Genomic DNA, 23,397 nt, shown 5'->3' on the forward strand with positions numbered 1-23,397 from the left:
GATGACCGATCACCTTCGCAGCACCCCAGCCTACGGCGGAAAACTGTCATTACGTCAGATGATGATCGTTTTTCTGCTGGTGATCTCCGGTGCCGTAACCGCGGTGAACGGCTGGATTATCTGGAACTCCTGGAACAGCGCTCTCGATACCGCGAAGGACAACGCCCACAACCTCGCCCAGTCGCTGTCGCGCCAGGCGGAAGATGCCTTTCTCCAGGTTGATCTGACGCTGCAGGATCTGCGCGATCGCATCAAGCTGATCGGCCTGCGCCACGAACGCAACGGCTATCTGCAGTCGATTCTCACCGAGCGCAAAGCCGCGCTGCCGCAGCTGAGCGGCATCTTTATTTATGACGCCGCCGGTAACTGGGTGGTGACCTCCGACGGCAACATCCCCCAGCGCGCCAATAACGGCGACCGCAACTACTTTCGCTATCACGCCACCCATGACGATCCGGGCGTGCATATCGGCACGGTGATCCGCAGCCGCTCCTCCGGGCGGCTGGTGATCCCGGTATCGATGCGGCTGAACAATGACGACGGCAGCTTCCGCGGCGTGGTGATGGCCTCGGTCAGCCTGGATTTCTTCCGCACCGTGTATGACTACTACAACCTCGGCCGTCAGGACGTGCTGGCGCTGATGCAGAACGACGGCACCATCCTTTACCTGCGGCCGTTCCTGGACAGCGCCGTTAACCAGAATATTGCCAGCAGTCCGCTGTTTACCCGGCTGCTAAAGGACGCCCCCAGCGGCACCGCGATCTATAAGTCGGCGCTCGACGGGGTGGAACGCGTGTTTGGCTACGCCAGCCTGCCGCGCTACCCGCTGGTGGTCGCCGCCGGTTACGCAAAGCAGCCACTGATGCAGGCGTGGTTTCCGACCATCAGCGTCTATATTGCGCTCTGTACCATTCTGCTGCTGCTGCTGATGTGGCTCGGCCTGCTGCTATTGCGCCATATCAGCCTTGACCTCGCCAACCAGCAGGAGCTGACCCGGGTACGCGATAAGCTGACCGCCAGCAACCATACGTTGCAGTCGCTGGCGCTGATCGACAGCCTGACCGGGCTGGCCAACCGCCGTCACTTCGACCTGTGGTTGCAACGCAGCATCGAGCGATCGCAGAAGCTGCATACCCCGCTGGCGCTGATGATGATTGACGTCGACGCGTTTAAAGCCTTTAACGACCGCTACGGCCACCCGGCCGGCGACGCCTGTCTGACGCAGATCGCCAGCGCGCTAAGCGCCCTGCCGCACCGCAGCGACGATCTGATCGCCCGCTACGGCGGCGAAGAGTTTGCGGTGATTATGCCCGGCTGTTCGCTGCCGGCCGCAGCGGCCTTTGCCCGCCGGGCGATTGCGGCGATTGCCGCACTGCAAATTCCGCACGGGGATGCCACTGCGGTCCAGCAGGTGGTGACCATCAGCGTCGGGCTACAGGTGATGACAGGGGGTAATGATGCGCTCAGCGGGCCACGACTGGTCGCAGAGGCGGATAACGCGCTGTATGCCGCAAAACGGGCGGGGAAAAACCGGCTGGTAATTTACGGCGATGAGCCTGACAACGCAGGCCCATCGCCGGAGGATTAAACGATACCCTGGCTGCGCAGGTAGTCTTCGTAGTTACCGGTGAAGTCGTTCAGCTTGCCCGGGGTCATCTCAATCACGCGGGTGGCCAGCGAGCTGACGAATTCGCGGTCATGGGAGACGAAGATCAGCGTGCCTTCGTACATCTCCAGCGCCATGTTCAGCGCTTCGATCGACTCCATATCGAGGTGGTTAGTCGGCTCATCCATAATCAGCACGTTCGGCTTCTGCATCATCAGCTTGCCGAACAGCATACGGCCCTTCTCACCACCGGACAGCACCTTAGCCGGCTTCCTGATATCGTCCTGGCTGAACAGCAGGCGACCCAGAATGCTGCGCACCGCCTGCTCATCGTCGCCCTCCTGCATCCACTGGCTCATCCAGTCGAAGACGTTGAGGTCGTCGGCGAAGTCATGGGCGTGATCCTGGCCGTAATAGCCAATCTGCGCGTTCTCGGACCATTTAACCGTGCCGTGATCGGGCTGATGCTCGCCGATCAGCGTTTTCAGCAGCGTGGTTTTACCGATACCGTTCGGGCCGAGGATCGCCAGCTTTTCGCCCACTTCCAGCAGCATGCTCAGTTTTTTAAACAGCGGACCGTTGTCGAAACCTTTGGTCACCTCTTCCAGCGTCAGCGCGGTACGGAACAGCTTTTTGTCCTGCTCGAAGCGGATGAACGGGTTCTGGCGGCTGGACGCCTTCACTTCGTCGAGCTTGATCTTATCGATCTGCTTGGCGCGTGAGGTGGCCTGACGGGATTTCGAGGCGTTGGCGCTGAAGCGGCTGACGAACGACTGCAGTTCGTTAATCTGTGCCTTCTTCTTGGCGTTATCCGACAGCAGACGCTCGCGGGCCTGGGTCGCCGCAGTCATATACTCGTCATAGTTGCCCGGATAAACGCGCAGCTCGCCGTAGTCGAGATCGGCCATATGCGTGCAGACCATATTCAGGAAGTGGCGGTCGTGCGAGATGATGATCATGGTGCTGTTACGTTCGTTCAGCACCTGCTCCAGCCAGCGAATGGTATCGATGTCCAGGTTGTTCGTCGGTTCGTCGAGCAGCAGAATTTCCGGGTTAGAGAACAGCGCCTGTGCCAGCAGCACGCGCAGTTTCCAGCCGGGTGCCACTTCGCTCATCGGGCCGTAGTGCTGCTCCAGCGGAATACCCACGCCCAGCAGCAGTTCACCGGCGCGCGCCTCGGCGGTATAACCGTCCATTTCGCCGTACTTAACTTCCAGATCGGCCACTTTATAGCCGTCTTCTTCACTCATTTCCGGCAGCGCGTAAATGGCATCGCGCTCTTCCTTCACCGCCCACAGCTCGCCGTGGCCCATGATCACCGTATCCAGCACAGAGTACTGCTCAAAGGCGAACTGATCCTGACGCAGTTTACCCAGACGCTCGTTCGGATCGAGGGAGACGTTGCCGGCGGTCGGCACCAGATCGCCGCCGAGGATTTTCATAAAGGTGGACTTGCCGCTGCCGTTAGCACCGATCAGACCATAGCGGTTGCCGCCGCCAAATTTAACAGAGATGTTTTCGAACAGCGGCTTACTGCCAAACTGCATGGTGACGTTGCTGGAAACTAGCACAGAGATAGCCTTTCGTTAGCGTATGGGGATGTGAGTCAGCGCGCATTATGCCAAAAAGGACGGTATGAATACAGCGCAGTGAGCAGAAGGCCGTCGCCCCGGGAAGAAGTTGTCGGCCAATGCGCCCTGGCAGCCAGATGCCGACAAAGATCATCAGTACCTGACGCGCCTCGGCCATCTGCATCGACTGAGGTTTGCGGTTTGATATTCTCAGGGTTGCTAGCGCAACCCTGTGCCAACAGCGGGCATTACGTTAATCAACGATCGGGTGGTCAGGCGGCACAGCGCGTTTAGCCAGTTTCTTTTGAAGTATGATGACTAATATGGGAAATCCGGATGCGGCCAACGCACTGACAACCAGCACTCTGTTTAGATTTTGCGTTGTTATGCCCTGCTCAGGTAGTAATAAGGAACACAGAAAGAATGCGAAAGTGGTTATCAGGTACATCATTGCTGACTGTAGTGAAGAAAAACTGGCGCGTTGTTCATCCTCAGGATACCGCACAGCGACAGACGAAGCGGAAACAAGCCGGCTGTATGAGGCCGCAAGAAACAGGGTTATAAACAGAAATGCATGATGATAGCCCAGCGCAGGAATCAGCAAACTGGCTACAAAGAGCAGCGTTGAAAGGGTTGCCAGCATCAGAGCAGACAAACGTGACGTCAGGATCCCTGTTATTTTTGTCGCCAGATAACCAGCAACCCCGCCACTTAAGAACAATAATGGCAACAGGTGCTGTTGTGCCCCCAGAAACTGCATCATTAGTGGCGTCAGGATGGGAATAATCAGCATCGGACTAAACTGTACCAGTGCAGTGCAGGAGGCGAAAAGCAAGGTTCGGGTATTAACAGACAGGCTGGCCTTCAGGTCTGATGGTACGGCATCTCCCGGAAGGATAGATATTATCAAGGGTACAGACACCAGACAAAGTAAGCCGATCAACCACAGCGCAGTGTGCCAGCCATAGTGCGTGCAAAGAAATAAGACAGCCGGCATACCGACGATACTGACCATAGAAAATGATGCAATCACCGTTGCCAGCATTTTTCCACGTAAGTTTTCCGGGGCCGCATTGATCAGAATGCTTATACCCACACCCATTGTTGTGCCACCCACCAATCCTGCGCAAAATCGCAGCACCAGCAGCGTGTCAAAATCAGCCGTGAGTGTGGACAAAAATGTCAGCACTCCCAGCAGCAGCATATTCTTGATCAGGAACCGTTTTTTATTAAACCGGTGGATCCAGTAAAAAGCAGCAATTCCGGAAAGGACAGCACCCAGCGTGTACATACCAGAGACATAGCCAGAAAATGTTACGGGAACCGAAAACCCGTCTGCCATAAAAGCAAATACGGGCGTGGACGCCATGTACTCCAGCGCATTGGTGAACTGAATAAAAGCCATTACCATGGCTATCCGCGCAAGGGCTTTATGATTAAACGTTTGTGTGACCAGTGCCATAGCAAGCGACCTGTGGATGAAAGATACCTGAGTTTAACCGCTGGCAATGATGGTTATAATAGGGTAAAAATGGCACACACCATTACCATAAATGGGATAATTAATGCGTCCGGCTCTTGATTTTAATACGCTGAAAGTGTTCATTGCTGTGGTTGAAAGGGATAGTTTTGTCGGTGCTGCGAAAGTCCTTGAAATGCCCACATCAAATGTCAGCCGTTGTATTGCTCAGCTGGAAGAAAAACTGAATCTTCAGCTTATTGAGCGCAGCACCCGGCATATGAAACTCACCCAGTCGGGGCACCTGCTCTATACCCGATCGAAGCCCTTGCTGGAGGCACTCGAGCAAACTGAGGCAGAATTGACGCTGCGGCAGATGCAACTTAAGGGCCCATTACGACTCTGTATTCCCAATGAATCAGGTCCTGCGTTACTGGGTTCTGTTATTGCTGAGTTTGCCTGTCAGCACCCGGACCTGGAGATCAGCTGCATCACCAATTTGTCTGGTTTCGACTCCCTGCGAGACGATCTGGATTTAGCGGTCATTATTACCCGTGGTCAGATGGATGACAGTGACTATATAGCCCGTCATCTGCTGACTATCCCCTGCACTATTGTTGCAGCCCCCTCCGTCATTCAGCGTTATGGCACCCCGTCTCATATCCGCCAATTTGAAGAATTACCCTGTATAACCACGGTAAGCGCACTGAAAGGGGCTGCCTGGCAGTTCGTCAATGCAAAGGGAGGGTTCGAGACCATTAAGGTTAAAGGGCATTACCGGGTTAACAGCGGAGAGATGGCAGGACGCGCTGCGCTGGCAGGTGTCGGCTTCGCCATACTATCGAAACAAGGCTGCCAACCCTGGATTAGCGATGGACGGTTAATCGAGGTCGGGTTTGAACAATCGGCAGCCCCATTGCAGTTGTTCGCCGTTTATTCAAACCGGCGTTACCTGCCCGCCAAAACAAGAGCGCTGATTGATTTCATGCAGCAGAAACTGAGCAATCCCTCCTTAGCAACAGAGTGCGGCATTGCATCGCCATAAAGCACCCGACTGGCTCAATGGCGGGCAACAAATGCTATGGTAAATTCGGGTAACTTGCTGGTACAGAAAAGATAAGGGGAAGCTATGAAGGCCAGACTCGCAACATCTGCTGAGGCAGAAGAATGCTGGAACATCAGGAACCAGGCTATTCGCTATGGATGCAAATGCAGCTACGACGCTGCGGTTATTGAAGCGTGGACGCCAGCAGCAATGCCCGAGAGTTTCAGGAGAGTTATCGCGGCAAATCCTTTTTTTGTCGTTGATTGTCCGGGTAACAGACCGGTAGCCACGGGTTTCCTGGACATTTCTGCGGGAAGCGTTGAGGCTGTTTTCACTCTGCCAGAGCACCTGGGGAAGGGCTTTGGTAGCCTGATTATCGAGGCTATCAAAGACGAAGCGAGGAGACAGGGGTTTGAGGAGTTAACTTTATCCTCAACGCCGAATGCACAGTCTTTTTATGAAAAACACGGTTTTACTCTCGTCAGAGAAAGCCTCTATCCATCAGGTCTTACCGAAACGGATCTGCGCTGTATGGATATGATTTGCAGGCTATAATGGTCAGCAACCTATTAATTATTAAGGATAATTAAACATACAGACACCCATTCTCGCAACAGAGGGCCTGTTACTGGAACCCTTAGTTGCCAAAGATGCTTTGCAGATCCGGTAACGGATTAGACCTGATTCTTTTACGGCGCTAACGTGATGAAGACCCTACCCATACGTCCGCGTGTTTCTGCACGCTGATGTGCTTCCACAGCCTGTTCCAGCGGGAACGTACTGTCAATCGGCACAATCAACTCACCTTTAGCTGCCATATGCAGCAGCTCATTCACCAGGTCGCGCGCAATCTGTTTTTCGCCCCACTCGACGCCTAACAGGCAGCCAATCAGCGTGATGCGGTGCAGCAGCAGATATTCGGTATCGATCATATGATTACGACCGGCCAGAATACCGATGATAACCGCCGTACCGCCATCGCGCAGGACTTTAACGCCATCAGATAACGCATCGCCACCGATGGTATCGATCAGCAGGTCGACGTGGTTACCGCCAAGCAGTTCACGAACCTGCTCACCCGCCAGCTTCTCGCCGACAACGATCGCATCATTCAGGCCAAACTGGCGCAGCGCCTCAAGTGATTCAGCACGCGTTCCGGTACCGATAACGCGTGCGCCCATCCGTGCTGCCAGCTGGACTGCTGCTACACCCACGCCACCCGCTGCGCCCAGGATCAAGACAGTCTGGCCGGGCTGCAGTTTCCCCAGATGGTATGCCCATGCGGCAGTGCCGGGGCCAACCGGGATCGCTGCCGCTACGCGCGGATCCAGGCCTTCCGGGATGGGAAAACAATTATACGCCGCAACCGCACGCCGCTCGGCGTAAGCGCCACGCCAGTTAAACGTGGCCACTTTCTGCCCCACGACAAAGTCCTGTACCTCGCTACCGGTTGCCAGAACGGTGCCCGCAGCCGCATAGCCGAGGCATTCATCAGGCTGCAAAGACTGGCTGTTGCGCGAAATGATATCGCCACCCTCAACACTGATGGCTTCTACCGCTACCAGCAGTTCATGCGGTTTGATGGCCGGCTCAGCGATATCCACTAGTTGCAAAACTTCCGGGCCGCCAGGCCGTGCATAGGTTACTGCTTTCATCTTGAGTGTCCTTGAATATGAGTGAATGACTTAAATGAAGAGTGATAAAGCGGATAATCAGTGAAGCCCTGTTCCGCGCCACCGTACAGATTTCGGCGTTCAGCGCGTTCAGTGGCAAAGGGCCCAGCGCGCCAGCTGTAACCGTGCTTCAGGTTGCATACCAATCCTTCATTACTGCTGCAGACTGGCTGAGCGAAAAATAACGCTCAGCCGTCTATTGCATTTACTTCGCCAGCGCTTTAATCAGCTGTGCGGCGGTGGCTTCTGATGAACCCGGGTTTTGTCCGGTGATCAGCAGGCCGTCAGTGACAACATAGGATGACCAGTCCGCGGCTTTTGAATACAGACCGCCCTTCGCTATCAGCTCATCTTCGACCAGGAATGGCACCACCTGAGTCAGACCTACGGCCTCTTCCTCGGTGTTGGTGAAGCCCGTAACCTGACGCCCTGCCACCAACGGCTTGCCGTCCGGTGTTTTCACATGACGCAACACGCCAGGCGCGTGACAGACAAAGGCGACATGCTTGCCAGCGGCAAAGAACGCTTCGATCAGCGCGACAGAGTGTTTATCTTCTGCCAGATCCCACAATGGGCCGTGCCCCCCTGGATAGAATACGGCATCGAAATCAGCCTGAGACAGGCTGTCCAGTTTAACGGTGGTTGCCAGCTGGGCATTGGCATCCGCATCGGCTTCAAAACGGTGGGTAAAATCGGTCTGGAAGTCAGTTTCATTGCTTTTAGGATCGAGTGGTGGCTTGCCGCCCTGCGGTGAAGCCAGCGTAATTTCCGCGCCCGCATCTTTAAAGGCGTAGTACGGTGCCGCCAGCTCTTCCAGCCAGAAGCCGGTTTTAAGGCCGGTGTCACCCAGTTTGTCATGCGAGGTCAGTACCATCAGAACTTTCATTGTCTCACTCCTGTTTATCGCGGTGGTGATGATTAGCAGACCGGGTGATGATTAATACACCACTTAAAGCTGACCGGTCGTCTATAAAATGGATAAAAAAATACCCCCTCCTAGAGGGAGATACGTAAAGTCTGTCGGGTCAGGCTCAGCGCTGCATCAAACGGCGAGGCCGTACGGACAATCTTCACCATAATGCTGGCCCCGACCCACAGCTGATAAAGCGCTTCGGCCACCTTTTCTGCCTCACCTTCAAACTGCAAAGAGCCTTCCGCAGCGCCAGCTTCCAGCGCATCCGCCAGCCGGGAAATGATCCCTGCCGTACCGTTCATCAGGGCGGCACGCATTTTGTCTGACAGATCGGATACTTCAGCGCCCAGTTTTACCGCCAGGCATTTGCCCTGGCAATCTTCACAGGACTGCGTTTTACGCCACTGCAACCAGTAGTTCATCAACCGTTGAGCATGGTTCATACTGCTATCCGCCAGCATTTCATCAAGTTCCAGCAGATAGGCGGCGAAATAGTGGCTCAGCATTGCCACACCGAAATCTTCTTTCGACGCAAAATAATAGTAAAAGGAGCCTTTAGGCACCTCTGACTCGTCAAGGATCTCTTTCAGGCCAACGGCTGAAAAGCCTTTACCCGCCATAATCCGCTGGCCAACGGCCAGTATATGTTCGCGGACTTGCTGGTTATGTTGATACGTTGCAGTTTTCATAAGCTTAAGATAACAACAATTCGACCGGTCGTCTATAAAATAAATGCATTTTACTGACCTTGTCAAAAATTTGCGGTTCAACCCTGTAGCAAGGCCCAAAACTGCGGCCGCAGCTCCAGGCAGGCCAAAAAGAAGCTAAATTACAGGGAGGGCAGCGGGATGAGCACGCAGCGGGGTAACTCGCGCAGGGTCGCCCGCATGACGGCTGTGAGTCTCCATCAACCAGACACCAAGCCCTGCCCTGCCGTAGCATTTGACGTTGACCGTACCGAAGCAGTGGACGTTGCCCCAGCCAGGCCAAACAAGTGCCAATTAACAGGGAGGGCAGCGGGATGAGCCCGGAGCGGGGTAACCCGCGGAGGGTCGCCCGCTGACAGGCCCGACAGTCTCGATCCCGCAGACCCCAGGCCGTTGACGTTGACGTTGCTTTTGGAATGCCGACAGTCTCGATCTGCCAGACGACAGGCCGTTGACGTTGACGTTGACCTTAGCAGCAACCTCCCAGAAAGGTTAAGGCGTCTCCGCCTCCCCAAACACCGTATACTCCGGCAGCTTAACCTGCTGATACACTTCCCAGCCGCCCCCCAGCGCCTTATACAACGCCACCAAATCCAGACTGCTCTGCACCCGCGCCCGCTCCGCCTGCTGCTGCGCCTGCGCCAGCTGCCGCTGCGCATCCAGCGCCTCAACAAAACTGGAAATCCCCTGCCGGTAACTATCGCTGGCCAACGTAAAGGCCGTCTGCTGCGCCGCCACCGTCTCATCCAGACCGTCCACCTGCTGCTGATCGCTACGATAGCTCACCAGCGCATTCTCCACGTCCTGCAGCGCGGTCAACACCGCCTGCCGGTAACCCAGCGCCGCGCTGGCCTGCTGCGCCCGCGCCAGCTTCACGCTCGACACCAGCCGCCCGCCCTGGAAAATCGGAATACTCACCGACGGCCCGTAACTGTAAAAATGGCTGCTCCAGTTATCCAGATAACCGGCGTCGCTGTTACGCATACCAAACTGCCCGGTCAGCGAAAAACTCGGGAACAGCTGGGCAATCGACACGCCGATATTGGCGGTGGCGGCGTGCAGCTGCGCCTCCGCCTCACGCACGTCAGGACGACGACGCGCCAGCTCCGACGGCACCCCCACAGGCACCACCTTCGGCAGCAATGGCAGCGGCTTCACCGCCGTCAGCTCGCCGTCCAGCGCCCCCGGCACCCGGCCGGTCAGCACCGCCAGACCGTTCATCGCCTGATGGATCTGCGCCTGATACGGCGGCAGCTGGGCACGCAACCCGTTCAGCTGCGCGCGGGCGCTCTCCACGCTGGTCTGCGGCGCCAGGCCGTTCTGCTGCTGGCTCTGCGTCAGCTCCAGCGTCTGCTGCGCCACGTCAATCTGCGTCTGCAACGTCTGGCTAATCGACTGCGCGCCGCGCAGCTGCAGATAGGCGCGCACCACCTCGGCCTGCAGCGACACCAGCGCGTCGTTGCGGCTCTCAACCTGCTGCTGCTGCTGCGCCCCGGCCATCTCCACCTGGCGACGCACCTTGCCCCACAGATCCAGCTCCCACGACGCATCCAGGCTGCCCTGATACAGCCCGACCGGCTGCGACAGGCTGTCGAGCACCGGGGTCAGATCGGTATCGCCACCGGCCTGCTGCACCCGATCGTACACGCCCTCCGACTCCAGCTCGCCTTTAATCCCCAGCTGCTGGCGGGTAAACCGCGCGTTGCCGTTAACGGAAGGTGCCCAGGCACCGCGCGCCTGGTTCAGCTGCTGCCGCGCGCCGGCGATGCGCAGCACCGTCTGCTGCAGCGACAGATTATCGCGCATCGCCCGCTCGACCAGGCCGTTGAGCTGCGCATCGTTAAACGACTGCCACCAGCGGGCGTTAATCTTCGCGGCCAGCGGCGTTGAGGCGCTGTCCGACTGCAGGCTGTTAAAACTGCCTGGCGTGGCCGGCTTCGGGGCTTTAAAATCCGGCCCGACGGCACAGGCGCTCAGCAGCAACGCCGCAGAAATCAACAGCGCGCCGCGCGCGCGGGAAAATTGAGGTAATGCCAGCATATCAGTGTGCTCCCGCACTGCCTTCGCTACGAATCGGCGAAAGCAATAAACAAAATGGAATCATGACCAGCGCAACCACGCTCAGGTACATAAAGACGTCGATATAGGCGAGGAAACGCGCCTGCACGATCATCTGCTTATAGAGTTGCCCGGTGGCAATCACCAGCGGATCGCCCGCCGCATGCACCGCATCGCGCACCCCCTGCGCCCAGCGCTCCACCGCCAGATTAAAGGGCTCGTTAAGCGGCGTCATATTGTGCACCAGGTGCGCGCTGTGCGCCTGGGTGCGCTCGGTGATCATCGCCGTCGACAGCGAAATGCCGATCGAGCCGGCCACGTTACGGAACATGGTGAGGATCGCCGAGGCGTCGGCGTTCAGCCGCTGCGGGATGGTGATAAACGCCACGGTGGTCAGCGGCACAAACAGGAAGCCCAGCCCGATGGTCTGCAGGCTGCGCAGCATGACCAGCGAGCCGAAATCAATATCCGGCGTCAGCCGCGTCGAGTAAATAAACGACCCGCCCAGCAGCAGAAAGCCAAACATGATCAGCAGCCGGGTCTGCACCAGCGGCATCAGCTTCAGCACCAGCGGAATCGACAGCACGATCAGCACCGCCCCCGGCGACAGCACCAGCCCGGAAAGCGTGGCGGTGTAGCCAAGGTCCTGCTGCGCCAGCTGCGGGATCACCACCGAGCTGCCGTAAAGGATCGCCGCCATGCCGGACATCAGCAGCGTGGCAACGGCGAAGTTTTTATCCTTCAGCACCTCCAGGTTGACCACCGGCCTTTTGGCATACAGCAGCCAGTAGGTGGCCCCCACCAGCCCGACAACGGCCAGCAGCGCAAAGGTGACGATAAAGCTGGAGTGGAACCAGTCGGCGTCCTCACCGCGGTCCATCATCACCTGCAGGCAGCCGAGGCCGAGGGTGATCAGGCTGATGCCGATATAGTCGACGCGCAGTTTGCCTTTGGCCCACTTGCGTTCCCACGGCGGATCTTCCAGCAGCTGGTAAATTGCCAGCACGCTGATGATGCCTACCGGGATATTAATAAAGAACACCCAGCGCCAGCTGTAGTTATCGGTGATCCAGCCGCCCAGCGTCGGCCCGAGCACCGGGGCGACGATGATGGCGATCGACGACAGGCCAAACGCCTTGCCGCGATCCTCCGGCTTAAAGTAGTCAAGCAGCACCGACTGCTGCACCGGCTGCAGGCCGCCGCCGAAAAAGCCCTGCATAATGCGGAACAGGATGATCTGCCACAGCTCGGTGGCGATGCCGCACAGGAATGAGCAGACGGTAAACATCACGATGCAGATCAGGAAGAACTGCTTGCGCCCCAGCAGGCGGCTGAAAAAGGCGGAGATCGGCAGCACGATGCCGTTGGCCACCAGATAGGAGGTCAGCACCCAGGTAGATTCGTCATAGCTGGCCGACACCGAGCCGGCAATATGCGGCAGGGCAACGTTAACGATGGTGGTGTCGAGGATCTCCATAAACACCGCCAGCGTCACCGTCAGGGCGACCAGCCAGGGGTTGCTGGCCGGTTTCCAGCTCTGCGGGCTCATTCCACCGTCACCTTCGGCTCAACCGACAGGCCGATCGGCAGCGGCTGATTCGCATCCAGCCCGCTGTCGATGATGATTTTCACCGGCACGCGCTGGACGATCTTCACAAAGTTGCCGGTGGCGTTTTCCGACGGGAAGGTGGAGAAACGCGATCCGCTGCCCATCTGTACGCTGTCAACATGCCCCTGCAGCTGGCGATCCGGCCAGGCATCGACGCTGATCTCAACCTTGTCGCCCGGCTTCATGCGCGCCAGCTGCGACTCTTTAAAGTTGGCGACAATCCACGTATCGGCAGACACCAGCGAAAACAGCGAGGTGCCGGCCTGCACCAGCGTGCCGACCTGCACGTTACGCTTGGTAACAAAGCCATCGTACGGCGCGCGCACTTCGGTATAGGAGAGGTTGAGGTTAGCGGTGTTCAGCTGCGCCTGTGCCTGCTGCACCTGGCTCTGGCGCGCTTCAACGTTGGTCTCCTGCTGGCGGATCTGCAGGGCAATCTGCGAGGCCACTTCAACCTGCGCGCGGGCGTTGGCCAGCTCCGCTCTGGCGCTCAGCAGCTGGGCGCTGGCGCTGTCGATATTACGCTGCGAGGTGGCGCGCGGGTCGACGCCGCGCTGGCGTTTATCGTCCGCCTGGGCATTTTTCAGGTTCGCTTCGGCGCGCGCCTGCTGGGCCAGCGCCTGATCCTTCTGCGCCGGGTACTGTACGCGGGCCAGCGCCAGCTGCGCCTGAGCCTGATGCAGCTGCGCCTCGGCCAGCCCCAGCTGTGCCTGCGCCTGATCGCGCTGCGCGGTGCTGTCACGCGGGTCGATCACCAGCAGCAGATCGCCCTTCTTCACCCGCTGGTTATCCTTCACCCGCAGTTCGGTAACGTAGCCGGAGGCTTTTGGGGCGATGGTCACCGCGTCCGCTTCGGTAAAGGCGTCATCGGTGGTTTCGATATTGCGGGTGGTCAGCCAGAACCACAGGCCGACGATCAGCGCTATCACCACCACCAGAGCCAGAATAATCAGCGGCTTTTTGCCGGGGGTTTTACGCGGCGCGTCATCGTCTTGCTGCGGTTCGGGTTGTGATGAAGTCTCTGGTGCGTGTTGCGGACGATGTGCGTCGTCCGCAGAAGAAGTTTGATTAGCCATAATTCCCGTCAGGATAAGGCGGCCCCAAACTGAGGCCGCAAGTGGTCAGTCTGGTATATAAACATAGAGCCAAAATTGACATATACCAGGCTTTCCTGACAAAACTTGTGCTAAGCGTGGCTAAATAGCATAAATAGCCAGGTAGAGCAGCCATCCGCTGACCAGCGCCCACACCAGCATCGGCACGGAGTAGAGGTGGAAATGCCACCAGATCCGGCGATCTTTCGCCATCCGCAGCGCGATCAGGTTGGCCAGCGAGCCGGGTAACAGACCGAAGCCGCCAATGTTTACCGCCCAGGCCAGCAACACCGTCGGCGGCAGGCTGCTTAACAGCAGGATGGTGGTCGGCACGTTGCTGATCAGCTGGGAGAGCCCGGCGGCCAGCAGGAAGCCGTGCAGTTCCGACAGCGAACCCGCCGCCTGCAGGCCAGTCTGCAGCAGCGGCAGCTTTGTCAGCAGGAACACGTCGACAAACATGGCGATAAACACCACCAGCAGGCTCCAGTCGATGGTCAGCAGAATGCGCCGCGCCATCATCAGGAACACCACCACGACCAGCCCCAGCGCCCACAGCGCCAGATCCAGCTCCAGCGCCGCCAGAAACACGCCGTACAGCACGGCGCTGGTCCACAGCAGCGGTCGCTGCCAGCCGCTCTCCTCAACGTGCTCGTGGCGCTCAATGCGTTTACCGGAGAAGCAGCAGGCGGTCAGCAGCAGCAGGCTGGCGGTTAGCATCGCCGCCAGCGGCGCCATCTGGCCGATAAAGGTGAAAAAGCCGCTGCCGGCGTGCCGCCATAACAGAATGTTTTGCGGGTTGCCGATCGGCGTCAGCAGCGAACCGGCGTTAACCGCCAGCGCCTGAAAGATGATCAGCCGGGCGATCGGCAGCGCCGAGTACTTGCGCAGCGACAGCGTCAGCGGCACAAGAATAAACAGCGCCACGTCGTTGGTCAGAAAGGTGGAGAGCAGCGCGGCGGCGGCCACCAGAAACAGCGCCAGCGAGCGCTGCCGGTGAAAGCCCTGTACCAGGCGGCGGCCGAGCACGTCAAAATAGCCGCTGGCCTCGATGCCTTTGGTCAGCATCAGCAGGCCGCACAGGGTTACCATGGTCGGCCAGTCGACGGCGCGCGGCAGCTCGGCGAAGGTGAACGGAACAAAGCAGGCCAGCAGCAGGCCCAGAACCACTAACAGATGCAGAAAACGATCGTGCAAAAAAGGCCTGAGCAGGGTTGTCATACTGGCTCGCAAAGGTGATAGATATTACTGACGGCTGTCGCTGAACTGCCTGAAAATCGCCAGCGTCTCGTCGCTGACGTGATGTTCGATGCCTTCCGCATCGCGCCGCGCGGTATCGGGGCTGATGCCCAGCGCCAGCAGGAAGGTCTCGACGATGTGATGGCGCTCGCGGCTCTCTTCCGCCAGCTTCTCCCCTTCCGGGGTCAGGAACACGCCACGGTACGGCACCTGCTCGACCAGGCCCCCGCCCGCAAGGCGTTTCAGCATCTTCGCCACGGTGGGTTGTGACACGCCAAGGCGGGCGGCCATATCAACCTGACGCGCCTCGCCAAACTCGCGGATCAGGTCGGAAATCAGCTCAACATAGTCATCGATTAATTCGCGACGGTGGGCCTCACGTACCTGGCGGAAGCCTTCGACATGCTCTTCAATCTCTTTCAGTGGCGCGGGCACTGCAACTTTTGCGCGACGACTCATTCAGCTTCCTCTTCTTATTAACCGACGTCATTTTCAACACCGCGTCGGTCTGTTGGAGTGACATTGTAATCGAAGCTCAAAGAAGCACAAAATTTAGCGTATTAGCTCTGGCTATAGGGTATAGCCTGTGCTATACCTGTTGATAATTCGACCTTACCCCGATTAACCGGAGGGACATTGCCATGAAACGACCGCTGCTGCTGAAACTGCTCTGCCGCTCGCCGTTTACCCTGCGCCTGATGCTGCTGGAAATGCTGACCGATCGGAAGCCTGCCCGTCAGGCTTCCTGACCCCCGGCCAATATGACACTTTTGTTTAGTCCCTCACATAACGACTTCATTTCACTGGTTGCCTTTCTTTAAAACAGCGATTATCTTGCCAGCCTTTCGTAAAGAGTGCAGGCAGACCGGATCACCTTCCTCCCGTCCCCCCCATTTCTGACGAGCTGTTTCAGGCACTCTGCCACTTCAGCCCTCTGAAGCGACGCGCTTTGGCTTTTGATTAAGAACCGAGAATGAATCTGACACTGATAAAAACTGCCGCGGCAGGCCGCTACCGTGCGTGGCTGAGCCCGTGGACCGGACTGTACCTGCTGTTTTCTGTTTTAATTAATCTGGCTTTTGGCTACCCGCTCAGCCTGCCCTACAGCGTGGCGTTTACCGTGCTGCTGCTGCTGCTGGCCGCCGTTGCGCCGCGCAGCCTGAAAGTGTTGGTGGCAGGTACCGCGCTGGTCGCCGGGCTCTATTATCCTTTTGGCCAGGCGTTCGGCCCGCCCAACTTCAATACCCTGCTGGCGATGCACGCCACCAGCGTGGAAGAGGCCAGCGAAACGCTGCTGATCTTCCCGCTGCATGACTATCTGCTGGGGCTGCTGATCGTCGTCTGTGGCGCGATCGCCCTGTGGCGAAAAGCACCGGTCAGACGGCGCTGGGGTCATCTGCACAGCGCCGGCCTGGCGCTGGTGGCGATCGCCTGGCTGACGCAGCCGGTGCTTAACCAGCTTACCGGCGGCGTGTTTAACCCGAAAGATGCCGGTATTCCGCTGGTGCGCTTTGTGAAAGACACGCTGGAGAGCAAGCTGTCGGTCAACCGTGAAATCAGCCGCATGCAGCAGCTCTCCACCCTGCAGGACGACTGGCACCTGCTCGGCGTGAAGCCTGACCGGCAGATCTACGTGGTGGTGATCGGTGAGAGCGCCCGCCGCGATGCGCTCGGCGCTTTTGGCGGCCGCTGGGATAACACGCCGTTTGCCAGCCAGCTACCGGGGCAGTTTTTCACCCGTTATACCTCTGCCGCCTCGTCAACGCAGAAATCGCTGGGGCTGACCTTAAACCTGGTGAGTGACGGCACGCCGCAGTATCAGAACAACATCATCAGCCTCGCCAACCGCGCCGGTTTTGACACCTGGTGGATCTCAAATCAGGGGCAGATCGGCCAGTACGATACGCCGGTAGCCAGCATCGCCCTGCGGGCGAAAAACGTTCACTTTCTCAAGCAGGGCGATTTTGAAGCCGATAAGAACACCCGTGATGAAGACCTGCTGCCTTTTACCGCTGCCGCGCTGGCGCGCCCGGTGGATGCCCCGCGCCTGCTGGTTTATCACCTGGTAGGGTCGCATCCTAAGGCCTGCGACCGCACCCGGGGGCGCTACGTCGAGTTTCTGCACTCGAAAGAGACGTCCTGCTACCTCTACAGCATCACCCAGACCGACGGTTTTCTGCAGCAGCTGTGGCAGCAGCTGCACAACAGCGGACTGAGCTATTCGATGATCTATTTTTCCGATCACGGCCTGGCCTTTAAAGAGAAAGGCACCGTCAACGAATACCTGACCCACGATGATAAGTACCGGCAGAACTTTGAGGTGCCGCTGTTCGTCGCCTCGAGCGGCGATACCCACCATCAGGTGATTGACCAGCCGCGCTCGGCAAACGACTTTTTAACGCTGTTCTCGCAGTGGACCGGCATCCGCACCCGCGAAATCACCCCAGGCTACCGCTTTATCTCCGCTGAGAAAGCCCCGCCGGTGGAGGTGACTAACTTTGCGCTGAAACGGCTGCCGTTCAGCCAGCTGCAGCAGGACCCGATCCTCAAATAGCCGCTTAACCGCGCCGCACGTCCGGTTAACAGGCAAAAAAAATCCGCCCCGGGGGGCGGATTTTCACGCGGACCCGCTTGGCGGGTCAGGCAGCAGCGATTAGAAGCTGTAGCCTACGCCAGCAGTCCAGGTGCCAACGTCAACGTTACGAATACGGCTCTGCTCGTAGCCCATGTCCAGAGCAACGTTCTGGATTGGGTTGAACTGCAGACCTGCACCGTAGGAGAAACCTACGTCGCTTGAATCATTTTTTTCGCGGTTTGGTTCGTTGTACTGGAACTTACCGTAACCGATACCTACAACACCGTATACGCTTGCCCAGTCGTTCAGACGGTAAGCCGGACCACCGGTGAAGCCGTAGTACTGGGCTTTGATGTAGTCGCCAGACTCGGTACGGTTTTTGTTGATGTAGGTGAAGGAACCGATCCAACCCAGTGGGTCGTTACCGTTCTCATAACGGTATTTCAGGTTCAGACCGTTAGCTTTGTTAGCCACGCCCTGGGCATCACCCTGAGCATAACCGGCAGAGACGGTGCTTTGTGCCATCGCAGAACCAGCAGAAACGGCCAGTACGCAAGCCAGCGCAGAAAGACATGCAATTTTTTTCATAACCACCTCAAATGTGAAAGTACTTCTCTCCTGACAACGCTGAAAATATAACAAAGGTCAGCGAGAAACTCTGCCCTGATTTTGTTGTCCAATAGAATGTTTGGTGTAACAGGAAGTTAATGAAACAACCTATGTCATTCTTTTTACTTATATTTATCGGAATTAATGCGCTATTGTCATCCGTTGTAAAAAAAAGTTCATTAAGAGTAATCCTAATCAAAAGCTGACGTTTCTTTACCAAAAATCGCCCTTTTTGCCCTACCGCGACGTTTTTTTCTTACTTCCCTCTCCTGTTTTGCCAGACATATCCGTTACACTCATGGCCGATCCCCCCGACTGATTACTGGAATAGAAGGCGCAAACAGGATGTTCTCACCAACGGTTAAAGAGTCCCCCTGGTTTTCGGTGCTTTTGCTGCTTATCGCCATGACCTCGATTCAGGGCGGCGCGGCGCTGGCGAAGACGCTGTTTCCGCAGGTTGGCGCACCGGGGATCACCGCGCTGCGACTGGGGCTGGGCACGCTGATCCTCTGCGCCATCTTCCGCCCCTGGCGACTGCGCTTCAGCCGCCAGCAGGCGCTGCCGCTGATTTTCTATGGCCTGTCGCTGGGGGGGATGAACTTTCTGTTTTATCTCTCGCTGCGCACCGTGCCGCTGGGCATCGCGGTAGCGCTGGAGTTTATCGGGCCGCTGACGCTGGCGCTGCTCGGCTCGCGGCGGCCGCTGGACTTTGTCTGGGTTGCGCTGGCGATACTGGGTATGTACTGGCTGCTGCCGATCGGCAATGAGATTAACGGCGTCGACCCTCAGGGTGCCCTGCTGGCGCTGGCCGCGGGCGCGCTGTGGGTGGTCTATATCCTCGCCGGCCAGCGCGCCGGCAGTGAACACGGCCCGGCCACGGTAGCGATGGGTTCGCTGATCGGCTCGCTGGTGTTTGTGCCGCTGGGACTGGCGCTGGCCAACGGCGGAGCCTGGACGCTGGCGCTGCTGCCGATCGGCCTGCTGATTGCCATTCTCTCCAGCGCGCTGCCCTACTCGCTGGAGATGGTGGCGCTGACCCGGTTGCCGTCCCGCACCTTTGGCACCTTAATGAGCCTTGAGCCGGCGATGGCCGCGCTGTCCGGTATGCTGTTTCTCGGTGAAGTGCTCAGCCCGGTGCAGTGGCTGGCGCTGCTGGCGATTATCAGCGCCTCGGTCGGCTCAACGCTGACCCTACGACCGGCAAAATCTGAGATCGTGCCGGTGAAGCCGTCGGGTAAATAAAATGTTAACGGATTGATGGGGTGCCGCGCCTTATTTGCCGGCGCAGGCGCTGAGCGGTGAATTAATCTGCGGATCTCACACCGGTTACATGAAACATTCTGTTACCGGTGCGAATAAAATATCGCAACCTCACCATCACCTCAGAAGCAAAACATTTTAAATCAATAACATAAAACACAAACAATTATAGTAATAATTCTCAATAATACTTTCCTCTCCGCTTTTACCAAATTATCAGCTCTTCACCAGCGACAGTCAGCCGCTATTAAAGCGATAGCTGTTAACGTCGCTGCAGAGTCAGGATCCGGTGCTATACTTAACCTCGTAGAAATTCAGGACACCCCGACTATTAAGAGGACGTTAATGATGAGTACCGCAAAACTGGTTAAAGCCAAATCTTCCGATCTGATTTACACCCGTAACGACGTGGCCGACGGCGAGAAAAAAGCCACCATCGACGTGCTTAACCGTCTGGTGATTGAATTTATCGACCTGTCGCTGATCACCAAACAGGCGCACTGGAACATGCGCGGTGCCAACTTTATCGGCGTCCATGAGATGCTGGACGGCTTCCGTACCGCCATTACCGACCACCAGGACACCATAGCCGAACGTGCCGTGCAGCTGGGCGGCGTGGCGCTGGGTACCGCGCAGATCGTGGCGGACAAAAGCCCGCTGAAAAGCTACCCGCTGAACATTCACAGCGTGCAGGACCACCTGAAAGCGCTGGCCGATCGTTATGCTATCGTCGCCAACGACACCCGTAAGGCGATTGGCGAAGTCTCTGATGAAGACACCGCCGATATCTTCACCGCCGCCTCGCGCGATCTGGACAAGTTCCTGTGGTTTATCGAAGCCAATATTGAGTAATCCACGCCGGCCGCCCGCGGCGGCCAGCTGAACGATACCAAAGCAGAGGCTCACTCCTCTGCTTTTTTGCATTTCAGGGGGTAACCATGGCCAGCGGCTGGGCACGGGATGATGCCGTGCAGGAGCAGATTGACTCAACCATTGATGATGCCGTGCTGCGCGCGCGCCGGGCGCTGCACCACGGGGCCAGCGCCGAGTTCTGCGAGGAGTGCGGTGAGCCGATTCCGCAGGCGCGCCGTGAAGCGCTGCCCGGCGTCCGTTACTGCATCGCGTGCCAGCAGGCGCACGACGAGCGTCATGACGCGGCGCTGTTCAACCGCCGGGGCAGTAAGGACAGCCAGCTGCGCTGAATTTTTTTACAAAACCAGCGCTGTACAGCAACAAATTCATTTCCTGCGGCACTATCTGTTGTTTTTATCCGCCAGTTTGCTACAACTTCACCTGCACCACGACAGATGATTCGCACCAAAACGGTGCCCCACTTTCGTGCAGCACCCCAGTGCGCGCCAGGAATCGTCAGAAAAAGCGTGTTCAAGCCACTGTTTTTTATTACCATTGCAAAGCTGGCACGATTTTTTCATAGCGCTGCAGGCACAACATTGGGCGACTACCGTTCCCGAGAAGCAAAAAGGATAAAATGATGAAGTCGATTTTCAAGCTGTCACTTGCCGCATTAACGCTGGCATTCGCTGTTACTTCCACCGCTGCTGACAAGAAGCTGGTTGTCGCTACCGACACCGCTTTTGTTCCTTTCGAATTCAAGCAGGGTGATAAGTATGTCGGTTTCGACATCGACCTGTGGGACGCCGTCGCTAAGCAGCTGAACGTTGCCTACGAGTTGAAGCCAATGGACTTCAGCGGCATCATCCCTGCGCTGCAGACCAAAAACGTTGACGTGGCGCTGGCCGGTATCACCATCACCGAAGAACGTAAGAAAGCGATCGACTTCTCCGACGGCTACTACAAAAGCGGCCTGCTGGTGATGGTCAAAGCCAACAACACCGAAGTGAAAGGCATCGACGATCTGAACGGTAAAGTGGTGGCGGTGAAGAGCGGTACCGGTTCTGTAGACTACGCGAAACAGCACATCAAAACCAAAGACCTGCGTCAGTTCCCGAACATCGATAACGCCTATATGGAACTGGGTACCAACCGTGCTGACGCGGTGCTGCACGACACGCCAAATATCCTCTACTTCATCAACACCGCCGGTAAAGGCCAGTTCAAGTCAGTCGGTGAGTCTATTGAAGCCCAGCAGTACGGCATCGCTCTGCCAAAAGGCAGTGATGACCTGCGTGAGAAGATTAACGGCGCGCTGAAAACTATTCGCGACAACGGTACCTATAACCAGATCTACAAAAAATGGTTCGGTACTGAGCCAAAATAATAACAGAAGATACCCAAATGATTTTCGACCCCGGTGCCGGTTAACTCTGGCATCGGGGATAAAGCAGGAAGGGTATACATTAATGACAGGAGCGTTACACGGCGCTCCTGCGTTTTTCCACATCAACAAAATGGTTTTTGAACCGGAGAATAAACATGCAGTTTGACTGGAGCGCCATCTGGCCTGCTATCCCAATCCTGCTTGAAGGCGCCAAGATGACCCTGTGGATCTCGGTCCTCGGTCTGCTCGGCGGCGTCATTATCGGCCTGGCGGCGGGTTTTGCCCGCGCCTACGGCGGCTGGCTGTCGCGCAACGTTGCGCTGGTCTTTATTGAGCTAATTCGCGGCACCCCGATCGTGGTGCAGGTGATGTTCATCTACTTTGCGCTGCCGATGGCCTTCACCGACCTGCGCATTGACCCGTTCAGCGCGGCGGTGGTCACCATTATGATCAACTCCGGTGCCTATATCGCTGAAATCACCCGTGGTGCGGTGCTGTCGATTAACCGCGGCTTCCGCGAAGCCGGCCTGGCGCTGGGCCTCTCCAGCCGTGAAACGCTGCGCTACGTGATTATGCCGCTGGCGCTGCGCCGTATGCTGCCGCCGCTGGGCAACCAGTGGATCGTCAGCATCAAAGATACCTCGCTGTTTATCGTGATCGGCGTGGCTGAACTGACCCGTCAGGGGCAGGAAATTATTGCCGGTAACTTCCGTGCGCTGGAGATCTGGAGCGCCGTTGCCGTCATCTATCTGATTATTACGCTGGTGCTGAGCTTTGTTCTGCGTCGCCTTGAGAGAAGGATGAAAATCCTGTGATTGAATTTAAAAACGTATCCAAGCACTTCGGTCAGACCCAGGTGCTGCACGACATCGACCTGAAAATCAATCAGGGTGAAGTGGTGGTGATTATCGGCCCGAGCGGCTCAGGTAAATCTACCCTGCTGCGCTGCATCAACAAGCTGGAAGAGATCACCAGCGGCGAGCTGATCGTCGACGGCCTGAAGGTTAACGACCCGAAAGTGGACGACCGCCTGATCCGTCAGGAAGCCGGCATGGTGTTCCAGCAGTTCCACCTGTTCCCGCAGATGAGCGCGTTGGACAACGTCGCCTTTGGCCCGATCCGCGTACGCGGTGCGAAGAAAGAAGACGCACAGCGCCTGGCGCGCGAGCTGCTGGGTAAAGTTGGCCTGGCCGAGCGCGCCAACCACTTCCCGTCCGAGCTCTCCGGTGGCCAGCAGCAGCGCGTGGCGATTGCCCGTGCGCTGGCGGTTAAACCGAAGATGATGCTGTTTGATGAGCCGACCTCCGCGCTCGACCCGGAACTCCGTCATGAAGTGTTGAAAGTGATGCAGGACCTGGCCGAAGAGGGCATGACCATGGTGATCGTGACCCATGAAGTCGGCTTCGCGCAGAAGGTGGCCTCACGGCTGATCTTTATCGATAAAGGCCGGATTGCCGAAGACGGTAACCCGGACGAGCTGATCACTAACCCGCCAAGCGCACGCCTGCGCGAGTTCCTGCAGCACGTTTCTTAATCCTGCACTCCCGGGGCAGCATCCGCCTGCCCCGTTTTATTTACCTGCCGACCTTATCTGTCACCCTGCTTTCTGTTCGTTCTCATTCTGTCCATGCTGCCTTCTGTCGCTCTCATTCTTTCCTCCCTGCTTCTCTCATTCTATCTATACTGCTTTCTTTGTGCTCTCTTTCAGTCCGCCCTGCTTTCTGTGCGGTACCCTTCTGCCCT

At 57.4% G+C, this 23,397-nt stretch carries 21 protein-coding genes; 10 read left to right on the top strand and 11 right to left on the bottom strand.

Annotated elements, in window-relative coordinates:
* Position 1: 1 nt before the first annotated feature.
* Positions 2–1,588 (top strand): sensor domain-containing diguanylate cyclase, encoded by a 1,587-nt coding sequence (locus NV64_RS12280; RefSeq protein WP_056236974.1) that lies wholly within the window; start codon positions 2–4, stop codon positions 1,586–1,588.
* On the opposite strand, the gene NV64_RS12285 is transcribed toward NV64_RS12280, so the two are convergent.
* Both NV64_RS12285 and NV64_RS12290 read right to left on the bottom strand, forming a co-directional pair.
* Positions 1,585–3,177 (bottom strand): ABC-F family ATPase, encoded by a 1,593-nt coding sequence (locus NV64_RS12285; protein ID WP_056236975.1) that lies wholly within the window; start codon positions 3,175–3,177, stop codon positions 1,585–1,587. The two genes, NV64_RS12280 and NV64_RS12285, sit on opposite strands and share 4 nt — an antisense overlap.
* Before the next feature lie 253 nt (positions 3,178–3,430).
* Positions 3,431–4,639 (bottom strand): MFS transporter, encoded by a 1,209-nt coding sequence (locus tag NV64_RS12290; RefSeq protein WP_101506021.1) that lies wholly within the window; start codon positions 4,637–4,639, stop codon positions 3,431–3,433.
* Positions 4,640–4,742: 103 nt separating this feature from the next.
* Here NV64_RS12290 and NV64_RS12295 point away from each other — a divergent pair, with 103 nt between their 5' ends.
* Entirely contained in the window at positions 4,743–5,681 is a 939-nt protein-coding gene (locus NV64_RS12295) for a LysR family transcriptional regulator (protein WP_056236979.1), read from the top strand.
* A gap of 84 nt (positions 5,682–5,765) precedes the next feature.
* The gene (locus NV64_RS12300) at positions 5,766–6,236 is read left to right on the top strand and encodes a GNAT family N-acetyltransferase (RefSeq protein WP_056236980.1); all 471 of its coding nucleotides are present in this window, start codon (positions 5,766–5,768) and stop codon (positions 6,234–6,236) included.
* A 134-nt stretch (positions 6,237–6,370) separates the two neighbouring features.
* On the opposite strand, the gene NV64_RS12305 is transcribed toward NV64_RS12300, so the two are convergent.
* The 8 genes from NV64_RS12305 to mntR all read right to left on the bottom strand — a co-directional run bounded on the left by NV64_RS12305 (position 6,371) and on the right by mntR (position 15,430).
* A complete protein-coding gene (locus NV64_RS12305; protein WP_056236982.1) occupies positions 6,371–7,336 on the bottom strand; it encodes a zinc-binding alcohol dehydrogenase family protein in 966 nt (321 codons plus the stop codon).
* A gap of 223 nt (positions 7,337–7,559) precedes the next feature.
* Positions 7,560–8,240, bottom strand: a complete 681-nt coding sequence (locus NV64_RS12310) for a type 1 glutamine amidotransferase domain-containing protein (RefSeq protein WP_101506022.1) — start codon at positions 8,238–8,240, stop codon at positions 7,560–7,562.
* A gap of 110 nt (positions 8,241–8,350) precedes the next feature.
* Positions 8,351–8,956: a TetR/AcrR family transcriptional regulator gene (locus NV64_RS12315; RefSeq protein WP_101506023.1), complete on the bottom strand. Its 606-nt coding sequence runs from the start codon at positions 8,954–8,956 to the stop codon at positions 8,351–8,353.
* Positions 8,957–9,466: 510 nt separating this feature from the next.
* Positions 9,467–11,014, bottom strand: a complete 1,548-nt coding sequence (locus tag NV64_RS12320) for an efflux transporter outer membrane subunit (RefSeq protein ID WP_101506024.1) — start codon at positions 11,012–11,014, stop codon at positions 9,467–9,469.
* Between the two features lies 1 nt (position 11,015).
* Positions 11,016–12,581, bottom strand: coding sequence for a DHA2 family efflux MFS transporter permease subunit (locus NV64_RS12325; RefSeq protein WP_056236988.1), 1,566 nt, complete (start codon positions 12,579–12,581; stop codon positions 11,016–11,018).
* A complete protein-coding gene (locus NV64_RS12330) occupies positions 12,578–13,717 on the bottom strand; it encodes an HlyD family secretion protein (protein WP_056236990.1) in 1,140 nt (379 codons plus the stop codon). Before NV64_RS12330 ends, NV64_RS12325 begins: the two co-directional genes overlap by 4 nt.
* 120 nt (positions 13,718–13,837) lie before the next feature.
* On the bottom strand, positions 13,838–14,953 hold the full coding sequence (locus NV64_RS12335) for an SLC13 family permease (RefSeq protein ID WP_101506025.1): 1,116 nt from the start codon (positions 14,951–14,953) through the stop codon (positions 13,838–13,840).
* Between the two features lie 24 nt (positions 14,954–14,977).
* Positions 14,978–15,430: a manganese-binding transcriptional regulator MntR gene (gene mntR / locus NV64_RS12340; protein ID WP_056236994.1), complete on the bottom strand. Its 453-nt coding sequence runs from the start codon at positions 15,428–15,430 to the stop codon at positions 14,978–14,980.
* A 514-nt stretch (positions 15,431–15,944) separates the two neighbouring features.
* Here mntR and NV64_RS12345 point away from each other — a divergent pair.
* Positions 15,945–17,525: a phosphoethanolamine transferase gene (locus tag NV64_RS12345; RefSeq protein WP_056236995.1), complete on the top strand. Its 1,581-nt coding sequence runs from the start codon at positions 15,945–15,947 to the stop codon at positions 17,523–17,525.
* A gap of 99 nt (positions 17,526–17,624) precedes the next feature.
* Here NV64_RS12345 and ompX read toward each other — a convergent pair whose 3' ends face one another.
* Complete coding sequence (ompX, locus tag NV64_RS12350) at positions 17,625–18,134, bottom strand: outer membrane protein OmpX (RefSeq protein WP_056236997.1); 510 nt, start codon at positions 18,132–18,134, stop codon at positions 17,625–17,627.
* A gap of 366 nt (positions 18,135–18,500) precedes the next feature.
* Between ompX and rhtA the strand changes: the two genes are divergently transcribed.
* The 6 genes from rhtA to glnQ all read left to right on the top strand — a co-directional run bounded on the left by rhtA (position 18,501) and on the right by glnQ (position 23,188).
* Positions 18,501–19,397, top strand: a complete 897-nt coding sequence (gene rhtA, locus NV64_RS12355) for a threonine/homoserine exporter RhtA (protein WP_056236999.1) — start codon at positions 18,501–18,503, stop codon at positions 19,395–19,397.
* 366 nt (positions 19,398–19,763) lie between these two features.
* Positions 19,764–20,267: a DNA starvation/stationary phase protection protein Dps gene (gene dps, locus NV64_RS12360; RefSeq protein ID WP_056237189.1), complete on the top strand. Its 504-nt coding sequence runs from the start codon at positions 19,764–19,766 to the stop codon at positions 20,265–20,267.
* 86 nt (positions 20,268–20,353) lie between these two features.
* On the top strand, positions 20,354–20,617 hold the full coding sequence (locus NV64_RS12365) for a DksA/TraR family C4-type zinc finger protein (RefSeq protein WP_056237001.1): 264 nt from the start codon (positions 20,354–20,356) through the stop codon (positions 20,615–20,617).
* A 290-nt stretch (positions 20,618–20,907) separates the two neighbouring features.
* Positions 20,908–21,654 carry a glutamine ABC transporter substrate-binding protein GlnH gene (glnH, locus tag NV64_RS12370; protein ID WP_056237002.1) on the top strand — a complete coding sequence of 249 codons (747 nt, stop codon included), beginning with the start codon at positions 20,908–20,910 and terminating at the stop codon, positions 21,652–21,654.
* A 155-nt stretch (positions 21,655–21,809) separates the two neighbouring features.
* A complete protein-coding gene (glnP, locus tag NV64_RS12375; protein ID WP_056237004.1) occupies positions 21,810–22,469 on the top strand; it encodes a glutamine ABC transporter permease GlnP in 660 nt (219 codons plus the stop codon).
* Positions 22,466–23,188, top strand: a complete 723-nt coding sequence (glnQ, locus tag NV64_RS12380) for a glutamine ABC transporter ATP-binding protein GlnQ (RefSeq protein WP_056237006.1) — start codon at positions 22,466–22,468, stop codon at positions 23,186–23,188. The genes glnP and glnQ overlap by 4 nt, the downstream gene beginning before the upstream one ends.
* Positions 23,189–23,397: the final 209 nt, after the last annotated feature.

The organism is Erwinia sp. B116 (genome assembly GCF_002865965.1).
Taxonomy (GTDB): Bacteria; Pseudomonadota; Gammaproteobacteria; order Enterobacterales; family Enterobacteriaceae; genus Erwinia.